This is a genomic window from Streptomyces sp. NPDC088766, assembly GCF_044750845.1.
Lineage (GTDB): Bacteria > Actinomycetota > Actinomycetes > Streptomycetales > Streptomycetaceae > Streptomyces.
Genome location: NZ_JBIVKQ010000024.1, coordinates 23,846 through 44,956 on the forward strand (window position 1 = coordinate 23,846; position 21,111 = coordinate 44,956).

13 protein-coding genes are annotated in these 21,111 nt (G+C 72.6%); 3 read left to right on the forward strand and 10 right to left on the reverse strand.

Annotated elements, in window-relative coordinates:
- Window positions 1-56: 56 nt before the first annotated feature.
- Window positions 57-5,012 (forward strand): NAD-glutamate dehydrogenase, encoded by a 4,956-nt coding sequence (locus ACIP5W_RS27835; protein ID WP_401479124.1) that lies wholly within the window; start codon window positions 57-59, stop codon window positions 5,010-5,012.
- A gap of 83 nt (window positions 5,013-5,095) precedes the next feature.
- On the opposite strand, the gene ACIP5W_RS27840 is transcribed toward ACIP5W_RS27835, so the two are convergent.
- Both ACIP5W_RS27840 and ACIP5W_RS27845 read right to left on the reverse strand, forming a co-directional pair.
- A complete protein-coding gene (locus ACIP5W_RS27840; RefSeq protein ID WP_401479127.1) occupies window positions 5,096-5,947 on the reverse strand; it encodes an ABC transporter ATP-binding protein in 852 nt (283 codons plus the stop codon).
- Window positions 5,940-6,857, reverse strand: coding sequence for an ABC transporter permease (locus ACIP5W_RS27845; RefSeq protein ID WP_401479130.1), 918 nt, complete (start codon window positions 6,855-6,857; stop codon window positions 5,940-5,942). Before ACIP5W_RS27845 ends, ACIP5W_RS27840 begins: the two co-directional genes overlap by 8 nt.
- A gap of 428 nt (window positions 6,858-7,285) precedes the next feature.
- Between ACIP5W_RS27845 and ACIP5W_RS27850 the strand changes: the two genes are divergently transcribed.
- Complete coding sequence (locus ACIP5W_RS27850; protein WP_401479133.1) at window positions 7,286-7,912, forward strand: TetR/AcrR family transcriptional regulator; 627 nt, start codon at window positions 7,286-7,288, stop codon at window positions 7,910-7,912.
- A 60-nt stretch (window positions 7,913-7,972) separates the two neighbouring features.
- Here ACIP5W_RS27850 and galE read toward each other — a convergent pair whose 3' ends face one another.
- Both galE and ACIP5W_RS27860 read right to left on the reverse strand, forming a co-directional pair.
- A complete protein-coding gene (gene galE / locus ACIP5W_RS27855) occupies window positions 7,973-8,953 on the reverse strand; it encodes a UDP-glucose 4-epimerase GalE (RefSeq protein WP_401479136.1) in 981 nt (326 codons plus the stop codon).
- A gap of 202 nt (window positions 8,954-9,155) precedes the next feature.
- Window positions 9,156-9,728, reverse strand: coding sequence for a MarR family winged helix-turn-helix transcriptional regulator (locus ACIP5W_RS27860; RefSeq protein ID WP_401479139.1), 573 nt, complete (start codon window positions 9,726-9,728; stop codon window positions 9,156-9,158).
- A 143-nt stretch (window positions 9,729-9,871) separates the two neighbouring features.
- Between ACIP5W_RS27860 and ACIP5W_RS27865 the strand changes: the two genes are divergently transcribed.
- A complete protein-coding gene (locus ACIP5W_RS27865; RefSeq protein ID WP_363088587.1) occupies window positions 9,872-10,285 on the forward strand; it encodes an organic hydroperoxide resistance protein in 414 nt (137 codons plus the stop codon).
- Window positions 10,286-10,291: 6 nt separating this feature from the next.
- On the opposite strand, the gene ACIP5W_RS27870 is transcribed toward ACIP5W_RS27865, so the two are convergent.
- The 6 genes from ACIP5W_RS27870 to ACIP5W_RS27895 all read right to left on the reverse strand — a co-directional run bounded on the left by ACIP5W_RS27870 (window position 10,292) and on the right by ACIP5W_RS27895 (window position 21,049).
- Complete coding sequence (locus ACIP5W_RS27870; protein ID WP_401479143.1) at window positions 10,292-11,851, reverse strand: hypothetical protein; 1,560 nt, start codon at window positions 11,849-11,851, stop codon at window positions 10,292-10,294.
- 63 nt (window positions 11,852-11,914) lie between these two features.
- Entirely contained in the window at window positions 11,915-13,192 is a 1,278-nt protein-coding gene (locus ACIP5W_RS27875; RefSeq protein WP_401479385.1) for a hypothetical protein, read from the reverse strand.
- Window positions 13,193-13,194: 2 nt separating this feature from the next.
- Entirely contained in the window at window positions 13,195-15,411 is a 2,217-nt protein-coding gene (locus ACIP5W_RS27880) for a CDP-glycerol glycerophosphotransferase family protein (RefSeq protein ID WP_401479146.1), read from the reverse strand.
- 16 nt (window positions 15,412-15,427) lie between these two features.
- Entirely contained in the window at window positions 15,428-17,620 is a 2,193-nt protein-coding gene (locus ACIP5W_RS27885; RefSeq protein WP_401479149.1) for a bifunctional glycosyltransferase family 2 protein/CDP-glycerol:glycerophosphate glycerophosphotransferase, read from the reverse strand.
- Between the two features lie 124 nt (window positions 17,621-17,744).
- Window positions 17,745-19,997: a CDP-glycerol glycerophosphotransferase family protein gene (locus ACIP5W_RS27890; protein ID WP_401479152.1), complete on the reverse strand. Its 2,253-nt coding sequence runs from the start codon at window positions 19,995-19,997 to the stop codon at window positions 17,745-17,747.
- 149 nt (window positions 19,998-20,146) lie between these two features.
- Window positions 20,147-21,049 carry a carbohydrate ABC transporter permease gene (locus ACIP5W_RS27895; protein WP_401479154.1) on the reverse strand — a complete coding sequence of 301 codons (903 nt, stop codon included), beginning with the start codon at window positions 21,047-21,049 and terminating at the stop codon, window positions 20,147-20,149.
- Between the last annotated feature and the right edge of the window lie 62 nt (window positions 21,050-21,111).

The window sequence follows — 21,111 nt, forward strand, 5'->3', positions numbered from 1 at the left end:
AGAGACCGTACTTCCTTCTACGTCACGCAACGGCGCGCGACAGGAGCCAGAGGACAATGCAGACCAAGCTGGACGAAGCCAAGGCCGAGCTGCTCGAGAGGGCGGCCCGGGTCGCTGAGAACAGTCCGGTCGGGGGGCACCTACCGACTGGGACGACGGGCGAGGGCGGTCCGGGGATCCCGGGCACGCCGGACCACGCGTCCGTGCTCTCGTTCCTCCAGCGCTACTACCTGCACACCGCTGCGGAGGACCTCGCCGACCGCGACCCGGTCGATGTCTTCGGAGCCGCCTTCTCGCACTACCGGCTGGCGGAGAACCGCCCCCAGGGCACCGCGAACGTGCGCGTCCACACGCCGACCGTCGAGGAGAACGGCTGGACGTCCAGCCACTCCGTGGTCGAGGTCGTCACCGACGACATGCCCTTCCTCGTGGACTCCGTGACGAACGAGCTGACCCGTCAGGGCCGCGGGATCCACCTCGTCGTCCACCCGCAGGTCGTCGTCCGCAGGGACGTCACCGGCCGGCTCATCGAGGTGCTCAAGGCGCCCCCGGCCGCCGCCGACCTGCCGCACGACGCGCACATCGAGTCCTGGATCCACGTGGAGACGGACCGCGAGACCGACCGCTCCGACCTCAAGCAGATCACCGCCGATCTGCTGCGTGTCCTGTCCGACGCCCGCGAGGCCGTCGAGGACTGGGAGAAGATGCGCGACGCCGCCCTGCGGATCGCCGACGACCTGCCGGGCGAGTCCGTGCCCGGCGACCTGGCCTCGCCCGACGTGGAGGAGGCCCGCGAGCTGCTGCGCTGGCTGGCCGACAACCACTTCACCTTCCTCGGCTACCGCGAGTACCAGCTGCGCGCCGACGACTCCCTCGCGGCCGTCCCCGGCACCGGGCTCGGCATCCTGCGCTCCGACCCGCATCACGCCGAGGGCGACGCCCACCCGGTCAGCCCCTCCTTCGAGCGGCTCCCGGCCGACGCCCGCGCCAAGGCGCGCGAGCACAAGCTGCTCATCCTGACCAAGGCCAACAGCCGCTCGACGGTGCACCGGCCGTCGTACCTGGACTACATCGGCGTCAAGAAGTTCGACGCCGAGGGGAACGTCGTCGGTGAGCGCCGCTTCCTCGGACTGTTCTCCTCCGCCGCCTACACCGAGTCCGTGCTGCGGGTGCCGGTCGTGCGGCGCAAGGTCGACAGTGTGCTGAAGAGCGCCGGGTTCTCGCCCAACAGCCACGACGGACGCGACCTGCTCCAGATCATGGAGACCTACCCGCGCGACGAGCTGTTCCAGACGCCGGTCGACGAACTGCGTTCCATCGTCACGTCCGTGCTCTACCTCCAGGAGCGGCGCCGCCTGCGGCTCTACCTGCGCCAGGACGAGTACGGCCGCTACTACTCGGCCCTCGTCTACCTGCCCCGTGACCGCTACACCACCGGCGTACGGCTGCGGATCATCGACATCCTCAAGGAGGAACTGGGCGGCACCAGCGTCGACTTCACCGCCTGGAACACCGAGTCGATCCTCTCCCGCCTGCACTTCGTCGTCCGGGTCCCGCAGGGCACCGAGCTGCCGCAGCTGTCCGACGGCGACAAGGAACGCATCGAGGCGCGGCTCGTCGAGGCGGCCCGCTCCTGGGAGGACGCCTTCCAGGACGCGCTCAACGCCGAACTCGGCGAGGAGCGGACGGCGGAGCTGCTGCGCCGCTACAGCAACGCCTTCCCCGAGGGCTACAAGGCCGACCACACCCCGCGCTCCGCGGTCGCCGACCTCGTCCACATCGAGCGGCTCACCGAGGAGCAGAACTTCTCGCTCAGCCTGTACGAGCCGGTGGGCGCCGCCCCCGACGAGCGCCGCTTCAAGATCTACCGCAAGGGTGACTCGATCTCCCTGTCGGCGGTGCTGCCGGTGCTCAACCGGCTCGGCGTCGAGGTCGTCGACGAGCGGCCCTACGAGCTGCGCTGCTCCGACCGCAGTGTCGCCTGGATCTACGACTTCGGCCTGCGGCTGCCCAAGTCGCTGGGCGGCGGCGCCGGCGACCAGCTCGGTGACGACGGGCGTGAGCGCTTCCAGGAGGCGTTCGCCGCCACCTGGACCGGCAAGGCGGAGAACGACAGCTTCAACGCCCTCGTGCTGAGCGCCGGGCTCGGCTGGCGGCAGGCGATGGTGCTGCGGGCGTACGCGAAGTACCTGCGGCAGGCCGGTTCCACCTTCAGCCAGGACTACATGGAGGACACCCTCCGCACGAACGTCCACACCACCCGGCTGCTCGTCTCGCTGTTCGAGGCGCGGATGTCGCCCGACCGGCAGCGCGCCGGGCACGAGATCGTCGACGCGCTGCTGGAGGAGCTGGACGCTGCCCTCGACCAGGTGGCCTCCCTCGACGAGGACCGGATCCTGCGGTCCTTCCTCACCGTCATCAAGGCGACCCTGCGCACGAACTTCTTCCAGCGCACCGCGGACGGCACCTGGCACGACTACGTGTCGATGAAGTTCGACCCGCAGGCCATCCCCGACCTGCCGGCGCCGCGCCCCGCCTTCGAGATCTGGGTGTACTCGCCGCAGGTGGAGGGCGTGCACCTGCGGTTCGGGAAGGTCGCGCGCGGCGGCCTGCGCTGGTCCGACCGGCGTGAGGACTTCCGCACCGAGGTCCTCGGCCTGGTCAAGGCGCAGATGGTGAAGAACACCGTCATCGTGCCGGTCGGCGCCAAGGGCGGCTTCGTCGCCAAGCAGCTGCCGGACCCGGGCGTCGACCGGGACGCGTGGCTCGCCGAGGGCATCGCCAGCTACCGGACGTTCATCTCGGCGCTGCTCGACATCACCGACAACATGGTCGCCGGGGAGGTCGTGCCGCCGGCCGACGTCGTCCGGCACGACGAGGACGACACCTACCTGGTGGTCGCCGCCGACAAGGGCACGGCGACGTTCTCCGACATCGCCAACGAGGTCGCGCAGTCCTACGACTTCTGGCTCGGTGACGCCTTCGCCTCCGGCGGCTCCGCGGGCTACGACCACAAGGCGATGGGCATCACCGCCCGCGGCGCCTGGGAGTCCGTGAAGCGGCACTTCCGCGAGCTGGGCGTGAACACGCAGGTCGAGGACTTCACCGTCGTCGGCATCGGGGACATGTCCGGTGACGTGTTCGGCAACGGCATGCTGCTCTCCGAGCACATCCGTCTCGTGGCCGCCTTCGACCACCGGCACATCTTCGTCGACCCCGAACCCGACGCGGCGACCTCCTACGCCGAGCGCCGCCGCCTGTTCGAGCTGCCGCGCTCCAGCTGGGCCGACTACGACACCGCGCTGCTGTCGGCGGGCGGCGGCGTCTTCCCCCGCACGGCGAAGGCGATCCCCGTCAACGCGCACATCCGGGCGGCCCTCGGCATCGAGGACAAGGTCACCAAGGTGACCCCGGCCGACCTGATGAAGGCCATCCTCAAGGCGCCGGTGGACCTGCTGTGGAACGGCGGCATCGGTACGTACGTGAAGTCGTCGGCGGAGTCGAACGCCGACGTCGGCGACAAGGCCAACGACGCCATCCGCGTCGACGGCGCCGACCTGCGCGCGAGCGTCGTCGGAGAGGGCGGCAACCTGGGTCTGACCCAGCTCGGCCGGATCGAGTACGCCCGCGGCGGCGGCAAGATCAACACCGATGCCATCGACAACAGCGCGGGCGTGGACACCTCCGACCACGAGGTGAACATCAAGATCCTGCTCAACGGCCTGGTCACCGACGGCGACATGACCGTCAAGCAGCGCAACAAGCTGCTCGCCGAGATGACCGACGAGGTCGGCGCCCTCGTCCTGCGCAACAACTACGCGCAGAACACCGCCATCGCCAACGCCCTCGCCCAGTCCAAGGACATGCTCCACGCCCAGCAGCGCTTCATGCGCCACCTGGTCCGTGAGGGCCACCTCGACCGGGCGCTGGAGTTCCTGCCCACCGACCGGCAGATCCGTGAGCGGCTCTCCTCCGGCCACGGCCTGACCGGACCCGAGACCGCCGTCCTCATGGCGTACACGAAGATCACGGTGTCGGACGAGCTGCTGCGCACCTCGCTGCCCGAGGACCCCTACCTGCGCGGGCTGCTGTACGCGTACTTCCCGACCGCACTGCGCGAGCAGTTCGCCGAGCAGATCGACAACCACCCGCTGCGCCGCGAGATCACCACGACGGTCCTGGTCAACGACACCGTCAACACCGGCGGTACGACCTACCTGCACCGTCTGCGGGAGGAGACCGGCGCCTCGCTGGAGGAGATCGTGCGGGCGCAGACCGCGGCTCGCGCGATCTTCCGGTCGGCGCCGGTGTGGGACGCGGTCGAGGACCTCGACAACCAGGTCGAGGCCGCCGTCCAGACCCGCATCCGGCTGCACTCGCGCCGCCTGGTCGAACGCGGCACCCGCTGGCTGCTCAACAACCGGCCGCAGCCGGTGCAACTCGCCGAGACCGTCGACTTCTTCGCCGACCGCGTCGAGCAGGTCTGGGGGCAGCTGACGAAACTGCTGCGCGGCGCGGACCTGGAGTGGTGGCAGCAGATCTACGACGAGCTGACCGGCGCCGGCGTGCCCGACGAGGTCGCCACCCGGGTCGCCGGGTTCTCGTCCGTGTTCCCCGCCCTCGACATCGTGTCGGTGGCCGACCGCATGGGCCGGGACCCGCTGGACGTCGCCGAGGTGTACTACGACCTCGCCGACCGGCTGCACATCACCCAGCTCATGGACCGCATCATCGAGCTGCCGCGCGCCGACCGCTGGCAGTCCATGGCCCGCGCCTCCATCCGCGAGGACCTGTACGCGGCCCACGCGGCGCTCACCGCGGACGTCCTGGCCGTCGGCAACGGCACCTCGACGCCCGAGCAGCGGTTCACGGCGTGGGAGGAGAAGAACGCGCCGATCCTGGGCCGGGCACGCACCACGCTGGAGGAGATCCAGAGCTCGGAGACCTTCGACCTCGCCAACCTGTCGGTGGCGATGCGGACCATGCGGACGCTGCTGCGGACGCACTCGTAGAGCCGGGACGAAAGGGGGGTGCCCCCGAGCCTCACGAGGCTCGGGGGCACCCCCCTTTTTTCCGGACCGGTGTGGGCGGGGCGTCAGGACTTCGCCGCGGCCGGGCGCTTCTTCTTCGGCTCGGTGAACGCCTCGTACTCCTTGAGGACCTCCTCGGTCGGGCCGTCCATGCGCAGCTCGCCGCGCTCCAGCCACAGCACCCGCTCGCAGGTCTCGCGGATCGAGCTGTTGCTGTGGCTGACCAGGAAGACCGTGCCGGCGTGCTCGCGCATCGCGCGGATGCGGTCCGCCGACCGCTGCCGGAACTTCGCGTCGCCGGTGGCCAGCGCCTCGTCGATGAGGAGGACGTCGTGGTCCTTGGCGGCGGCGATGGAGAACCGCAGCCGGGAGCCCATGCCGGAGGAGTACGTGCGCATCGGCAGGGAGATGAAGTCGCCCTTCTCGTTGATGCCCGAGAAGTCGACGATCTCCTGGTAGCGCTCCCTGATCTGCTCCCGGGTCATGCCCATGGCCAGGCCGCCCAGGTGGACGTTGCGTTCGCCGGTCAGGTCGCTCATCAGGGCCGCGTTGACGCCGAGGAGGGACGGCTGGCCGTCGGTGTAGATCCTGCCGTTCTCCACCGGCAGCAGGCCCGCGACCGCTTTGAGCAGCGTCGACTTGCCCGAGCCGTTGGTGCCGATCAGGCCGATCGCCTCGCCCTTGTACGCCACGAAGGAGACGTTCTTGACGGCGTGCACCGTGCGGACGCCCGCCGCCTTCTCGGCCTTCTTGCGGCGCACGATGCGGTTCAGGGCGGCGGTGGCGGAACCGCGGCCCCCGGTGGTGCCGTTGACGCGGTAGACGATGTCGACGCCGTCGGCGATGACGGTGGGGACGCGTTCGCCGGCGGTGCCGGTGTGGTCTGCGTGGTCGGTGAATGTCGTGTTGTCAGCCACGGCCGTACGTCTCCTCAGCCTTCCAGAAGTAGATGAAGCCGCCGACGCCCGCCAGCAGCGCCCAGCCGACCGCGGTCGCCCACACGTGCGGCGGGAGGCTGTCGGCGTGGAAACTGTCGATCAGCGCGAACCGCATCAGATCGATGTAGACGGCCGTCGGGTTGGCCCGCAGCACGTCGGCGACCCAGGACGGCAGGTCGCTGTGCTGGCTGAGCAGGATGTCGATGCTCCACATCACGCCCGATACGTACATCCAGGTGCGCAGCACGAACGGCATCAGCTGGGCGATGTCCGGGGTCTTCGCGCCCAGGCGCGCCAGGATCAGTGAGACACCCGCGTTGAAGGTGAACTGGAGCGCCAGCGCGGGGATCGCGAGCAGCCAGGAGAGGGCCGGCGGCACCCCCACGACGAGCAGGATCAGCACCAGGGCGGCCATCGAGAACAGCAGCTGCTGCAACTGCTGGAGGCAGAACGAGATCGGCAGCGCGGCCCGGGGGAAGTGCAGCGCCCGCACCAGGCCGATGTTGCCCGAGATCGCCTTGGTGCCCGCCATGATCGAACTCTGCGTGAACGTCCAGATGAACACCCCCGTCACCAGGAAGGGGATGTAGTCCGGGACGTTCTTCTTCGTCTGGAGCAGCACGCCGAAGATGAAGTAGTACACGGCCGCGTTCAGCAGCGGGGTCATCACCTGCCAGACCTGGCCCAGCTTCGCCTGGCTGTACTGCGAGGTGAGCTTGGCCGTGGCGAACGCGGTGATGAAGTGCCGGCGCGCCCACAGCTGGCGGATGTACTCGGGCAGGGAAGGGCGGGCACCGCTGACCGAGAGGCCGTGCCGGGCCGCGAGGGCCGCGAGGTCTTCATGGGCCTCGGCCCGCGCCTGGGGCGGTGTGTGGAGGACCTGACTCACATCCGCTGCTTTCACTCGGGGGGTGGGGGTGCGCGCGTCCGGCTGTCCCGCCGTCGGCCGGCGTTTTCTCACGCTTCTCATCACGTTCTCTTACGTCGGGACGGCACCGTATCGTCGCAACGCGAGCGTAGGCCGAGTGGGCGTCGGAACGCAACCGTTTCGTCGTCACGGGACCGCGGATTCGTTGCGGCGGTGAGACCGTTCCGACGCGGCAACGAGACCGGGGTGATGCCGGGACGAGACGGATCCGCCGCCGGGACGAGACCGTCGTGCCGCGACGATGGCACCGGTGCGTCGCGACCTGGCACCGGTGCGTCGCGACCTGGCACGGCGGGGTCTCCCGCGGCGACGGCACCGTTTCGTCGTGACGCCACCACCCTTTGCGTAGGGACGGGTCCGTATCGTCGTGACGCCCTATGCTGGTTCGCATGACGACGAACGCCGACGGGCCCCAGACGCGTCCTCGCCGCCGGGCCCCCGCGGGGGCGGCCGTGCTCCGTGAGGACGTGACGGAGGCCATCCGGGCGGCCGTGTTCGAGGAGCTCGCGACCGTCGGCTATGCGCGGATGTCCATCGAGGGCATCGCCCGCCGCGCCGGGGTGGGCAAGACGGCCGTGTACCGGCGCTGGCGCTCCAAGCTGCACCTCGTCCTGGACATCGTCTCGGCGATCGCCGTACAGGGCCTGCCGGCACCGGAGACGGGCAGCCTCGAAGGCGATCTGCGGGTGCTGTACGAGGTGACGTCACGGGCGCTGCGGCATCCCGTGGCCTCGCAGATCATCCCGGACCTCCAGGCCGAGGCGGCCCGCAACCCGGAGATCGCCGAGGCCATGCAGAAGGCGCTGCGGGACGGGCAGGAGGGCGTCGCCCTGAAGATCGTGGCGGCGGCGGCCCGGCGCGGTGAGGTGCGCGGGGACCTGGACGACGAGCTGGCGCTCGACCTCATCTCCGGCCCGCTCTACTGGCGCTCCGTGGTGATCCGCAGTCCGAAGCTGCCCAAGGGGTACCTGGGTGCCCTGGCGCGGGCCACCGCGGAGGCGGTCAAGGCGCTCTGAGCGCACCCTCGGCGTACCCGGACGAGCCGTGGAGGCCTCGCGCCGCCTCCGGCCGAGCCGCTACGCCCGCGCCGCCTCGGGGTGCAGCCGTACCCAGCCCTCCCAGGCCGAGACGATCATGTCCTGGACGTCGAGCTCGGCCTCCCAGCCCAGTTCCGCGGCGGCGCGCTCGGCCGAGGCGACCACGCGGGCCGGGTCGCCGGGGCGACGCGGGGTGACGGTCGGGGGCCGGTCGTAGCCGGTGACGGCGTTGACGCGGTCGATCATCTCGCGGACGGAGACGCCCTCCCCGCGGCCGATGTTGAGGGTGAGGTCCTGGCCGGGGGAGGCCTGGAGGGCGTGTGCGGCGGCGACGTGCGCCTCCGCCAGGTCGACCACGTGGATGTAGTCCCGCACACAGGTGCCGTCCGGCGTGGGGTAGTCGTCGCCGAAGATGCGGGGTGCCGCGTCCTGGGTGAGGCGCTCGAAGACCATGGGGACCAGGTTGGACACGCCGGTGTCGGCCAGCTCGGGGCTCGCCGCGCCGGCCACGTTGAAGTAGCGCAGTGACGCCGTCGACAGGGTGGCGGCCCGGCCGGCGGCGCGGACCAGCCACTCCCCGGCAAGCTTCGTCTCGCCGTAGGGGGAGATCGGCGCGCACGGGGTCTCCTCCGTGACCAGGTCGACGTCCGGCGTGCCGTAGACGGCGGCCGAGGAGGAGAACACGAACGACGGGACCCCGGCCGCGGTGACCGCCTCCAGGAGGACGCGCAGCCCCTCCACGTTCTCCCGGTAGTAGTGCAGGGGCCGGTGCACCGACTCGCCGACCTGCTTCTTTCCCGCGAGGTGGACGACGCCGGTGACGGCGTGCTCGGCGAGGGTGCGGGAGACCAGCGGACCGTCCAGCGTCGAGCCCGCCACGAGCGGCACCCCGGCAGGCACGCGCTCGGCGACGCCGGTGGACAGGTCGTCGTACACCACGGCACGCTCGCCCGCCTCGGTCATCGCCCGTACGACGTGCGCCCCGATGTAGCCGGCGCCGCCCGTGACCAGCCAGGTCATGTCCTGCTCTCCCCCTCGTCGGTGAGTGGTGCGTCCGCCTCGTGAGCGGCGGGCCGCACGGGAAGGCGCCCGCAGTGGACCCGCGGGGGGCCGTCTCACAGTGAAGCAGGCGCCGGGCGCTCCCGCAGGGCCTGTGGACAGCCCTCGGACACCGGCGGTCCCTCGCGTCCCTCGCGTCCTGCGCGTCCCGGGGGTCCCCCGGTCACCGGTCGTCGCCGGCCTCCCCGGCCGGCTCCGCTCGCCGCGCGTCGCCGAGTTCCTCCTGCCGGGCGGCCCCGTCCAGGGCGGCGGTGAGCTGGTCGAGGCGTTCGCGCAGCTCGGCGATCTCCGCCGGTTCCAGGCCCGTCGCGGCGGCGATCCGGACCGGCACCCGTACCGCCCGCGCGCGCAGGGCGGTGCCCTCCTCGGTCAGCCGGACCTCCACCGAGCGCTCGTCGCGGGCGCTGCGCTCGCGCCGCACCAGGCCGGCCGACTCCAGCCGCTTCAGCAGCGGCGAGAGCGTGCCGGAGTCCAGGCGCAGGTGCTCGCCCAGCTTCTTGACGGGCAGTTCGCCCTGCTCCCAGAGCACGAGCAGCACCAGGTACTGCGGGTAGGTCAGCCCGAGGTCCTTCAGGATCACGCGGTAGACGCCGTTGAAGGCGCGCGAGGCGGCCTGGAGGGAGAAGCAGATCTGGCTGTCCAGACGGAGCCAGTTCTCCTGCGAGCCGGCGGCATCGGCGGCAGCGGCAGCGGCAGCGGCGGCATCGGCGGCATCGGGGGGCGGCATCGGGGTCATGCCTCCAGAGTAGCTCTTGCGAGCTATTTAGTTGTGTCCAATTGAATTGTGTGCTCTACTTGTCGTCGTGGGGCCGCCCGGACGCGAACGGCGCGAGGGCGGGCCACTCCCGAACACCGACTTCCGAGAGGGATGGTTCATCCATGGACGCGCTCTACACCGCAGTCGCCACCGCCACCCACGGCCGCGAGGGCCGCACCGTCTCCTCCGACGGCAGGATCGACCTCGGCCTGGCCATGCCGGTGGAGCTGGGCGGCGACGGTCAGGGCACCAACCCCGAGCAGCTCTTCGCCGCCGGTTACGCGGCCTGCTTCGGCAGCGCCCTCGGCCTGGTCGGCCGGCAGGCCAAGGTCGACCTGGCCGACGCCGCCGTGACCGCCGAGGTCGGCATAGGCAAGCAGGGCGAGGGCTTCGGCCTCAAGGTCGCCCTCCGCGTCGAGCTGCCGGACAGCGTGGACGAGGCGACCGGCCGCAAGCTGGTCGAGCAGGCCCACCAGGTCTGCCCGTACTCCAACGCCACCCGCGGCAACATCGAGGTCGACCTCGTCATCGAGTAGCCGCCCTCACGGAGTCACCCGCGCCAGCACCTCGCCCGTCTCCCGGCTCCACGCCACCACCACGGCCTCCTCGGGCACCCGGTGCCAGCGCGTGAGCAGCAGCCAGCGGACGCGGTGACGGCGGACGATCGCCGACCGTTCGGCGCGGGTCGACTCCGGGGCGAGGTAGGCGCGCACGTCCGCGAGCCGCCGCAGCCGCTCCCGTTCGTCCAGGGCCGCGTCCGGCCAGGCGGGGGCGGCGAGGTTCGGCCCGTACCCGGCGATCATGTGGACGGCGTAGTAGCCGTCCGCGATGACCACCTCGCCGGGCGCCATGTGCCGCGCGGCCCAGTCGTACGCCGGCCAGCGCGGCGGCTGGGCGAAGCCGACCGGGTCCACCGCGCGCGGGACGACCGCCCCGGCCTGCACGGTGAGGAAACCGGTGCAGGCCGCGACCGCCGCGACCGCCCCCAGCACCCGCCGCCCCGCGCCCCACGGCCGGGGCGCCGCCAGTTCCACCGCGAGCGCGAACTGGAGCGGCACGAGCGTGAGCCCGAGGATCCGCCCGTAGGTGTAGTGGCCGCTGACCCAGCCGTACGCCACCACCAGGCAGTCCAGGGCGAACATCAGCACCAGCGGATCGCGGACGCCGTTCCTGCGGCCCCGCAGCCACAGCGCCGGCACGCCCGGCAGCGCCAGCCAGAAATGCCCGGCGAGCCCCTCGTACAGCCGCCGGTGCATCGCGTCGACGCTGCCGTCGCCGGCCAGCGCGAACACGTCGAAGTACGGCCACGCGGCGGCGGTCAGCAGGGCCGTCGTGCCCGTGAGGGCCCAGCGCAGCGCCACCGCCGGGCGCCGGCCGCGCTGCCGGCCCGCCACGAACGCCACACCCCCGGTCACCGCCGCCACCGCCGTGATCGGGTGCACCAGCAGGATCACCCCGTACAGGCCGCCCAGCGCCGCGTACCCGGCGAAGCCGCGCAGCCCGCTCGGGCCCACGAACCGCACGGCCCGCGCGTCACGCGCGCGCGTGGTGGTCCACGCCCAGGCCCAGAACGCCAGCCCGATGGCGAAGGCCGACGGATAGCCGAGGTTGCCGGTCATCGACATCAGGTTGAGATAACCGCTCCACCAGGCCCGTTCGGTGCCCCAGAGCAGGGTCATCGCCGCCAGCGCCAGCACCGGCGCCCACGGCCGCGGGGTGAGCGCGCGCGTGAGGCGGCCGACGCCGGTCAGCAGCACCGCCAGGTTGACCGGGCCGGCCACCCGCAGCACGTCCCAGCCCGACAGCCCGGTCAGCCGCGCGAACACCCCCTGCGCCACCGCGTACGGCGAGTAGTACGGGCTGCCCGCGCCCGGCAGGTCGCCCGTCGGGTGGCGCGGGTCGAACAGGTCGGCCCGCAGCCGTTCGACCACCGCCGCGTGCTGCCCGGCGTCGCAGCACAGCGGCACCCGCCAGTACGCCAGCGACATCACCAGCCAGAACAGGAACCCGAAGACCTGGTACGGCGTCGGACGCAGGCGGCGCCCGCCGTACAGCGCCGTCGCGCCGCGCACGGGACGCCGGATCAGGACGCCGACGCTCATCGAACCGGAACAAAGAGGGGCATTGGCGGTATGTTCCCGCCTGCGTCAACGGCCTCGCGTTTGTCACCTCATCGAGTGAGTCCGATCGGGCCGTTCCTGCGCTGGCAGCGCCACCCGGCCCCGCACCAGCGGCTCGAGCAGCAGCGGCAGCCCCAGCACCGGCAGCAGCCAGGCCAGCACGATCAGCCGCCCGCCCCAGATGGCGACGTCGGGGTGCCCGGCCTGGGTGAGGAACCCGGTGGACGCGGCCGCGACCACGAGCACACCGAACGCCCGCCGCGGCCCGCGCAGCGCCCCCCACGCCCCGCCCGCCAGGGCCGCCGCGAACAGCGGCTCCCACAGCTGCCGGCGCAGCCACTCCGGCCAGAACCGCTGCTGCAACTGCCAGAACTCCGGCCAGGGCCGCTCCCGGTCCGGCCGCGCGAAGTGGTGGGTCAGCAGGTCCTGGAGGCTCTCCGACTCCGACGGATAGCGCAGCAGCCCGGCGAGCAGCAGCGTCACCGCCACCCCGCCCGCGCCCGCCGCGGCCACCGCCACGGCCCCGCGCCCCACCGGCCGCCCCCGCCGCCGGCGCCGTACGGCGATCAGCGCGCCCGCGGCCGCCAGGGCGAGCCCGAGGAACAGGGCCTGCGAGTGCTTGACCGCGAACAGGGCCGCCAGCGCGCCGGCCGTCGTCCACACCCCCGCCCGCACCCGCCCGTCCAGGGCCAGCGCGCCGCCCCACACCGCCACGAGGGTCAGCGCCAGCAGCAGACCCTCGGTCATCGGGCGCATCGCGGTCGTGCCGACCGGCAGGACGTAGTACAGGGCCTGCCCGGTCAGACAGACCCCGGCCGGCGCCCGCAGGGTGCGCAGGACCAGGAAGACCAGCACCCCGCCCGCCACCGCCGCCGTGACCCCCGCCGCCCACATCCCCCAGGTCACGCCGAACAGGGTGAGGAACGGCACGAGGAACACCGGGTAGCCCGGTCGCGCCTCGAAGATCCGCATGAAGCGGTCCGGCATGAACGGCACCGTGTGCCCGCCGGTCTGCCCCGCCGCCAGCCGCGCCCCGACGTTGCGCCACTCCCGCTCCCGGCACTCGGCGAGCACCTCGGCACCCGGGTCGGCGCGGTGGAACCGCACCACGTCCACGCTCTGCCGCCGGGACGCGATCGAGGCCTCGCCCTCGCACGCCCAGTCGATCGTCGCCGCGGCCGCCTCGTGCTTGCCGTCCCCGCGCAGACTCAGCGCGTACGACAGGTAGTTCTTGCTGTCCGGGGTGTCCCGGCCGGTGACGTTCGCGAGCTGGAGCAGCGCGTACCCCACGGCCAGGACGAGCACCCAGGAGCGCGGCCGCAGCCTCACCTGGACGCCAGCACGTCACCCGCGACGGCCGGGGCGGGCACCCGGGCCGTGGCGGGGCCGGTCATCTCCTCGCCCAGCAGCAGCGTCCGCACCACCCGCTCGGCGGCCAGCCCGTCGTCGTACACGCAGAACCGCTCCCGGAAACCGGCCCGCAGCCGCGCCGACTCCTCGTCGCGCCAGCCCCCCGAGGCCATCAGGGAGGCCAGCTCCCGGTAGCTGCGCGTGACATGGCCCGGCGCCTCGGCGGTGATGTCGAAGTAGGTGCCCCGGCTCGCCGTGTACGCGGCCCAGTCGTCGGCGTGCACCACGATCGGCCGGTCCAGGTGGGCGTAGTCGAACATCAGGGCCGAGTAGTCGGTGACCAGGACGTCGGAGGCGAGCATCACCTCCTCGACGTCGGGCACGTCCGTCGCGTCGACGACGACGCCGCGCCGGTGCAGGTCGGACAGGCCCGTCCCGCGCGCGTGCCCGGCCGCCAGGGACGGGTGCAGCCGCACCACCAGGGTGTGGCCCTCGCCGAGGTCGGCGGCGAACCGGGCCAGGTCGATCCGGTCCACGTGGCCGCCGCGGACGTACTCCCGGCGGGTCGGCGCGTACAGCACCACCGTGTGGTCCGCGGGGATGCCGAGCCGGGCGCGGGCCCGCGGCCCGGCCTGCGCGTCGGCGCCCACCAGCACGTCGTTGCGCGGACTGCCGGTGCGTGCGGAGGTGAAGTGGCAGGGGTAGGCGCGCTCCCACACCAGCTCGGAGTGCGGGTTCGCGACCAGGCTGTAGTCCCAGCGGTCGGCGCGGCGCAGCATCTGCGGCACGTCCACGCCGAACCGGGCGCCGGGCCGGTCCAGCAGGTCGGCCGCCATGTACTTCAGCGGGGTGCCCTGGTGGGTGTGGACGTGGACGCTGCCGGGGCGCTTGACGAGGGCGCCGGGCCAGTTGACGTTGTTGACGAAGAAGCCGGCCCGCGCGGTCACCCGGCGGTAGGCGGGGGAGTCCAGCAGCACGTGCTCGACCCCCTCCGGGAGCCGGGCCGCCGTCTCCTCGTCCCGCACGACCCACACCCCGCGCAGATGCGGGGCGATCTCGCGCGCCTTGCGGTACACGGCGCCCGGGTCGCCGAGGACGCCCCGGTGCGAGAACGCCGAGTACACCACCAGCCGCGGATCGAGCGGGCGCCGGGCCTGCACGGCGCCCACGCCCCGGCGGACGCGCCCCGCAGCCGCCTTGCGCGCCCGCGCGGCCCGCCGGGCGAGTTCCCGCCCGGCGCGCGTGCCCTGCCGCCGGGCCGCGTAGGCGGCGTACGGCCCCCGCAGCACGCGCAGCCCGGCGGGCACCGGCTCGCCGGCCGGGCGGTGCCGGGCGAACAGCTCGGCCGTCCGGCGGAAGAACTCGCGCCGGTCGGACGGGGGCAGCCGGTCCGGCTTGGCGAGGATGTCCAGGCAGTGCTCGCCCATCTTGCGGTGCAGGTAGGGCCGCCAGCCCGCCAGCTCGGGGCGGGAGTCCACGAAGGCGAAGACCCGCTCGTACTGGTCGTGGACGTCGAAGTGCTTGCGGCTGGTGGTGGACAGGATGTTGCCCTGGCGGCGCTGGCGGTAGTTCAGGCAGATCCGGTCGAGCGTGGCGATCCGCCGCGCGCTGAGCATGACCGGGAAGGTCCAGGGGGTGTCCTCGTAGTAGCCGGGCGGGAAGCGGAACCCGCCCGCCTCGACGAAGTCCCGCCGGTACACCTTGTTCCACACGACCATCAGCAGGTCGAGGATCTCCGGGTGCTCGGCGGCGGTGAACGGGGCGTCCCCGCACGCGGCGAGGACGTGCGCGAGGGCGTTGCGGCGGGTGCCGCCCCACCAGTGGGTGCGGGCGTAGTCGAAGACCAGCACCTCCGGGCCGTCGGCCTCGTCGAGGCGGTCGGCCATGGCGCGCAGGGCACCCGGCGTGAGGGTGTCGTCGCTGTCCAGGAAGAACAGGTAGTCGCCGCTCGCGTGCGGCAGGCCCGCGTTGCGGGCCCGGCCGAGGCCGACGTTCTCCGGCAGGTGCAGGGCCCGCACCCGGTCGTCGCGGGCCGCGTACTCGTCGAGGATCGCGCCGCAGCCGTCGGGGGAGCGGTCGTCGACGGCGATCACCTCGAGATCCCGGTACGACTGCTCCAGGACCGAGTCGAGGCACTCGCGCAGGAAGCCCTGCACCTTGAAGCAGGGGACGATGATGCTGAAGCGGGGCACTGCGGGAGTCAGCTCCTTACGAGATCACGAGAGGGGAGGCGGCGGGGGCCGGGACGCGCTCGGCGAGCGGCCGCACGGGCTCGATCGCCTCCGCCGGCTCGCCGAGCAGCACCCGGCGCACCACGCGCTCGGCGGCCCGGCCGTCGTCGAACTGGCAGAAGCGGGCCCGGAAGAGGTTCCTGAGCGACCGGGACGCCTCCGAGGCGTAGGAGCCGTCGGCGAAGACGCGGGCCAGCTCCTCGGGCGTGCGGGCGACCGGGCCCGGCGGCGCCGCGAGCAGGTCGAAGTACACGCCCCGGGTCTCGGTGTAGACGTCCCAGTCGTCGGCGTACACCACGATCGGGCGGTCCAGGTTGGCGTAGTCGAACATGATCGACGAGTAGTCGGTGACCAGCGCGTCGGCGGCCAGGCACACGTCCTCGGAGGAGCGGTGCGCGGTCACGTCGATGATCCGGCCGGAGCCCCGGCGCGCCCCCCGGTCGTAGAAGTAGTGCGCCCGCAGCAGGACGACGACGTCGTCGCCGGCCGCCTCGCAGAACGCCTCCAGGTCCAGGCCGGGGTCGAAGCCGGTCCGGTGGTCGCGGTGGGTGGGCGCGTACAGCACGGCCGTCTTCCCCTCCGGCACGCCCAGCTCGCGCCGGACGCGGGCGACGTCCTCGGCGGTCGCCGTGTAGAAGACGTCGTTGCGCGGATAGCCGTACTCCAGCTGCTCGTACGAGCCGGGGAAGGCGCGTTCCCACATCTGGGTGGAGTGGGTGTTGGAGGACAGGTTGTAGTCCCAGCGGTCCACGCGGCCCAGCAGCTTGGTGAAGCTGCCGGTCGCCGCCGCCACCACCGGGTACGTCGACTGGTCGACGCCCATCTTCTTCAGCGGGGTGCCGTGCTGCGTCTGCAGGTGCACGCTGCCCTCGCGCTTGACCACGCCCTCCGCGAAGTTGGCGTTGTTGACCAGGTACTTGGCGCGTGCCAGGAGCCGCCAGGCACGACGGCTGCCGATCACGGCGTGGTCGATCCCCGGCGGCACGGCGTGCGCCCGGCCGGGCTCGACGAGGAACACCGAGCGGATGTGCGGGGCGAGTTCGGCGGCCTTGGCGTGGATCGCGGCGGGGCTGCACGCGTAACCCCGGCCCCAGTAAGCGCAGTACACCGCCAGACGGGGATCGACGGGGCGGCGCAGCTGGAGCCGGTAGTACAGCCGGGTGCGCAGGCCGCGGGGGCGCGGGACGCGCCGGGCGGCCGCCGACACCTTCCGGTTGGCGCCCCGCAGCGCACGGAACGCCGTGTACGCCCCCGCCGCCAGCAGCCGGTGCTGCACGCCGAGGCTCCCGCCCGGCACGCGGAACCCGGCCGGCCGGTGCCGCCGGTAGAGCGCGGTCGCCCGGCGGAAGAACGCGCGGCGACCGGAGGCGGGCAGCCGGGCCGGGTGTGCGGCCGTCTTCAGGACGGCGGCGAAGAGCTGGGCGAACAGGGCACCGCAAGAGCCGCGTCCGGCGGCCCTGCTGAGCACCAGGTCCGTCTGTTCCAGCAGGTCGGCGTGGTGCTCGCCCGGCAGGTCGAGCCGGCTGCCCTGCCGCCGCAGCAGATGCCGTACGACGACGTGGCGCAGCACCGCGACCCGCTCGGCGTGCACGGTGACCAGGCCGCCGAAGCCGAGGTCCGTGAAGGGCCCGTCGGGGAAGACGAGCCCGTGCGCGGTGAGGAAGTCGCGCCGGTGGACGGCGCTGCACACGGGCAGCCGCACACCGGTCACCTCGGGGGCCTCGCCGGGGCCGAAGGCACCCCGGGGCGCCCCGGCGAACAGCGGGGCCGCCGGGTTGGCCGGCTCGCCCTCCCACCACGGGGTGCGCTCGTGCTCGGCGTACAGGACGTCGACCTCGCCCGTCCCGGTCAGCCGGGCGTCCAGCGCGTCCAGCGCGCCCGGCGTGAGCGTGTCCTCACCGTCGAGGAACAGCAGGTACGCGCCGGTGGCCGCCCGCAGACCGGTGTTGCGCGCCCCCGCGAGCCCCGCCTCCGGCGGCGAGAACGCCGGCGTCACCCGGTCGTCCCGCCCGGCGTACCCGGCGGCGACGGCCGCGGCCGGGGCATCGGGCGCGTCGCAGACCGGGATCAGCTCGAAGTCGCCGAACGACTGGCCGAGGACGGAGTCCAGCGCCAGGGACAGCCGGCCGGCTGCCCCATGGGACGGAACGATGATGCTGAAGCGGGGCATTCTGTTCTTTCTGTGTCTGGCTTGTCTGTGTCGGTCGCTGCCGACGGGGGTCCCGGCGCCGGGCTCCCGGCCTCCAGGGACTCCCGGCTTCCAGTGGCTCCCGGCTCCTGGCGGCTCCCGGCTCCTAGTGGCTGGTGACGCGAGGGCTCGACGGCTGCGGCACGGTGGCCAGCGCGGGGCGCGTGTGCGTCGACGCCGCCGACGGCACGGGACGGCGCTCGGCGAGCGGCACGACGGGCGGCAGGTCCGTCTCGCCCAGCACGATCCGCCGTACGACGCGCTCGGCGGCGCGCCCGTCCCCGTACGGGCAGAACCGCTCGCGGAACGCGGCGCGCAGCCGGGCCGCACGGGAGCCGCGCCAGTGGCCGGTCGTGAAGATGTCGACCAGTTCGTCCTCGGTGCGGGCGACCGCGCCCGGCGGGAAGGCGCGCACGTCGAAGTAGGTGCCGCGGGCCGCCTCGTAGGCCTCCCAGTCGCCCGCGTGGATGACGATCGGGCGGTCCAGGTCGGCGTAGTCGAACATGATCGACGAGTAGTCGGTGACCAGGACGTCCGAGGCCAGGCAGAGGGACTCCACGCTCGGGTGGCGGCTGACGTCCACGACCCGGCCGTCCGTGGGCAGGGCGACGGGCTGCCCGTAGTGGGCGCGGGCCAGGATCACGAAGCGCGGGCCCAGCCGGTCCAGGAGCCGTTCCAGGTCGAGTCCGGCCCGCTGGGTGCGCCGGTAGTCGCGGTGGGTGGGGGCGTACAGGATCGCCACCGTGTCGCGGGGGATCCCGAGCTCCTCGCGCAGCCGGGCCACGTCCGCGGCGGTGGCCCGCTGGAAGACGTCGTTGCGGGGATAGCCGTACTCCAGCGTGGTGTAGCCACCGGGGTAGACGCGTTCCCAGGTGAGGGTGGTGTGGCGGTTGGCGGACAGGACGTAGTCCCACTTGTCGACGCCCCTCAGCAGCTCCGCGAAGTCCATGCCGCCGGACGCCGCGGGACGCTCCTGCAGGTCGAGGCCCATGTGTTTGAGCGGGGTGCCGTGCTGGGTCTGCACGAAGACCTGGCCGGGGCGCTTGACCAGCCGGCGGTCGAAGTTGACGTTGTTCACCAGGTAGGTGGAGCGCGCCAGTGCCGTCCAGTAGGCGGCCGTGCCGGGACGCAGCGGGCGCGTCCCGGCCGGGACGGTGTGCTCGTGCTCGGGGCGGGCGATCCACGCCGTGCGCACCTGCGGGGCGAAGGCCCGGAACGCGCTCTCCAGGGCGCCCGGGTTGCAGCCGTGACCGCGGCCCCAGTAGGCGGCGAAGACGGCCCGGTCGGCGCGCAGCGGCAGGCGCAGCTGGATCCGGTAGTGGGCCTGGAGGCAGGCGGCCCGCAGCACGCGGGCGAGTCGCGCGGCGAGGCCGCGGGTACGGCGGCGCAGGACCAGGGCCGCCTGGAGCGTGCGGTAGGTGCGGTGCAGGCCGAGGCGGACCAGGCCGTGCCGCAGTCGGGAGCGCAGCGGGACGGGCGCGCCGGGCGTGCGGTAACGCCGGTAGTGGGCGCGGGCCCGGCGCAGGAACTCGCCGCGGGAACCGCGCGGCAGCCGGTCCGGCCTGGTGAACACGGTCGTCAGGTGGTCGACCATGCGCCGGAACAACACCGGCCGCCAGTGAGCGAGTTCGGGCCGCCGGTCGATGAACGCGAACACCCGGTCGTACTGGTCGAAGACGTCGAAGTGCCGGCGGCTGGTGGTGGAGAGGATGTTGCCGCCGCGGCGCCGCCGGTAGTGGACGCAGACCCGGTCCAGCGTCGCGATCGACCCCGCGGTCATCAGCGCCGGGTAGGTCCAGGGGGTGTCCTCGTAGTAGCCGGGCGGGAAGGTCAGGCCGGTCCGCTCGACGAACTCCCGCCGGTAGGCCTTGTTCCAGGCGACCATCAGCACCCTGAGCAGCCCCGGCCGGTCCTCCAGCCGGAAGGGCGCCGGGCCCCGCTCGGTGAGGTGCTCGGCGAACCTGTTGCGCTCGGTCTCACCCGTCCAGAACGCGGTGGCGTGGTCGTACACCAGTACGTCCGGCTCGCCGGTGTCCTTCAGCCGGTCGGCGATCGCGCGCAGCGCGCCCGGGGTCAGCGTGTCGTCGGAGTCGAGGAACAGCAGGTAGTCGCCGCCGGCCTGGGCGATGCCCGCGTTGCGCGCGCCGCCCAGGCCGGCGTTCTCCGGCAGGTGCAGGGCACGCACGCGGGGGTCGCGGGCCGCGAACTCGTCGATGATCTCGCCGCACGCGTCCGGCGAACGGTCGTCGACGACGATCAGCTCGAGATCGGTGTACGACTGGGACAGCACGGATTCGAGGCACTCGTGCAGGTACGCCTGAACCTCGTACGCGGGGACGATGACACTGAACCTGGGCAAGGGACATCCATGGGTCGGCGCGGACGACAGGGCCTGGTCCGGGCAACGGCCGATGGAGTGACTTGGTTACGTATCCCTACGGCATCCGGGGGACGCCGGGTGAACGGGGAGGGGCGGGCCGGTGGCGCCCACCCCCCTTTCCGCAGCGCCTATTTGACCGCGCCGGCCATCACGCCGGACACGAACTGCCGCTGGAAGGCGAAGAACACGGCCAGCGGGATCACCATCGAGATGAACGCGCCGGGCGCCAGCACGTCGATGTTGTTGCCGAACTGCCGTACCTGGGTCTGGAGGGCAACCGTGATCGGCTGGCTGTCGGCGTCGGTGAACACCAGTGCCACCAGCATGTCGTTCCACACCCACAGGAACTGGAAGATGCCGAGACTCGCGATCGCCGGCCCGCCCAGCGGCATCACGACCCGTGTGAACAGGCGCAGTTCACCGGCACCGTCCAGGCGGGCCGCCTCCAGCAGTTCACGGGGGATCTCCGCGAAGAAGTTCCGCAGCAGGAACACCGCGAACGGCAGACCGAAGCCCACGTGGAAGAGGACCACGCCGAGGACGGAGCCGAACAGGCCGACCTTGCCGAACAGTTCGGCGATCGGGATCAGCGCCACCTGTACGGGCACCACCAGCAGGCCGACCACCGCCAGGAACCACCAGTCCCGGCCCGGGAACTCCATCCACGCGAACGCGTATCCGGCGAGCGAGCCGATGACCACGACCAGGACCGTCGCCGGGACGGTGATCAGCACCGTGTTGAGGAGGGAGCCGGTGATGTCGCCGTTCTCCAGCAGCTTCCGGTAGCTGTCCACGGTGAGCTGGGACGGCTCGGCGAACACCTTCCACCAGCCGTTCGCGCTCATGTCCTCGGGGGCGCGCAGCGAGGAGATCAGCAGACCGATCGTCGGCACCAGCCAGAACAGGCCGACCAGGATCAGGCAGACCCGGACGACACCGCCGCCCAGCTTCTCCACGATCCGCGCGGCCGGCGAACGCCTTGCCTTCACGGTCTCGGCGGGTGCTTCGACCGTCCTGACGGGTGTCTTCATCGCCGCACCTCCCGCCGCAGCCGGCGCACGTTACTGTGTTCACCCGGGGGGCGACCCCCGGA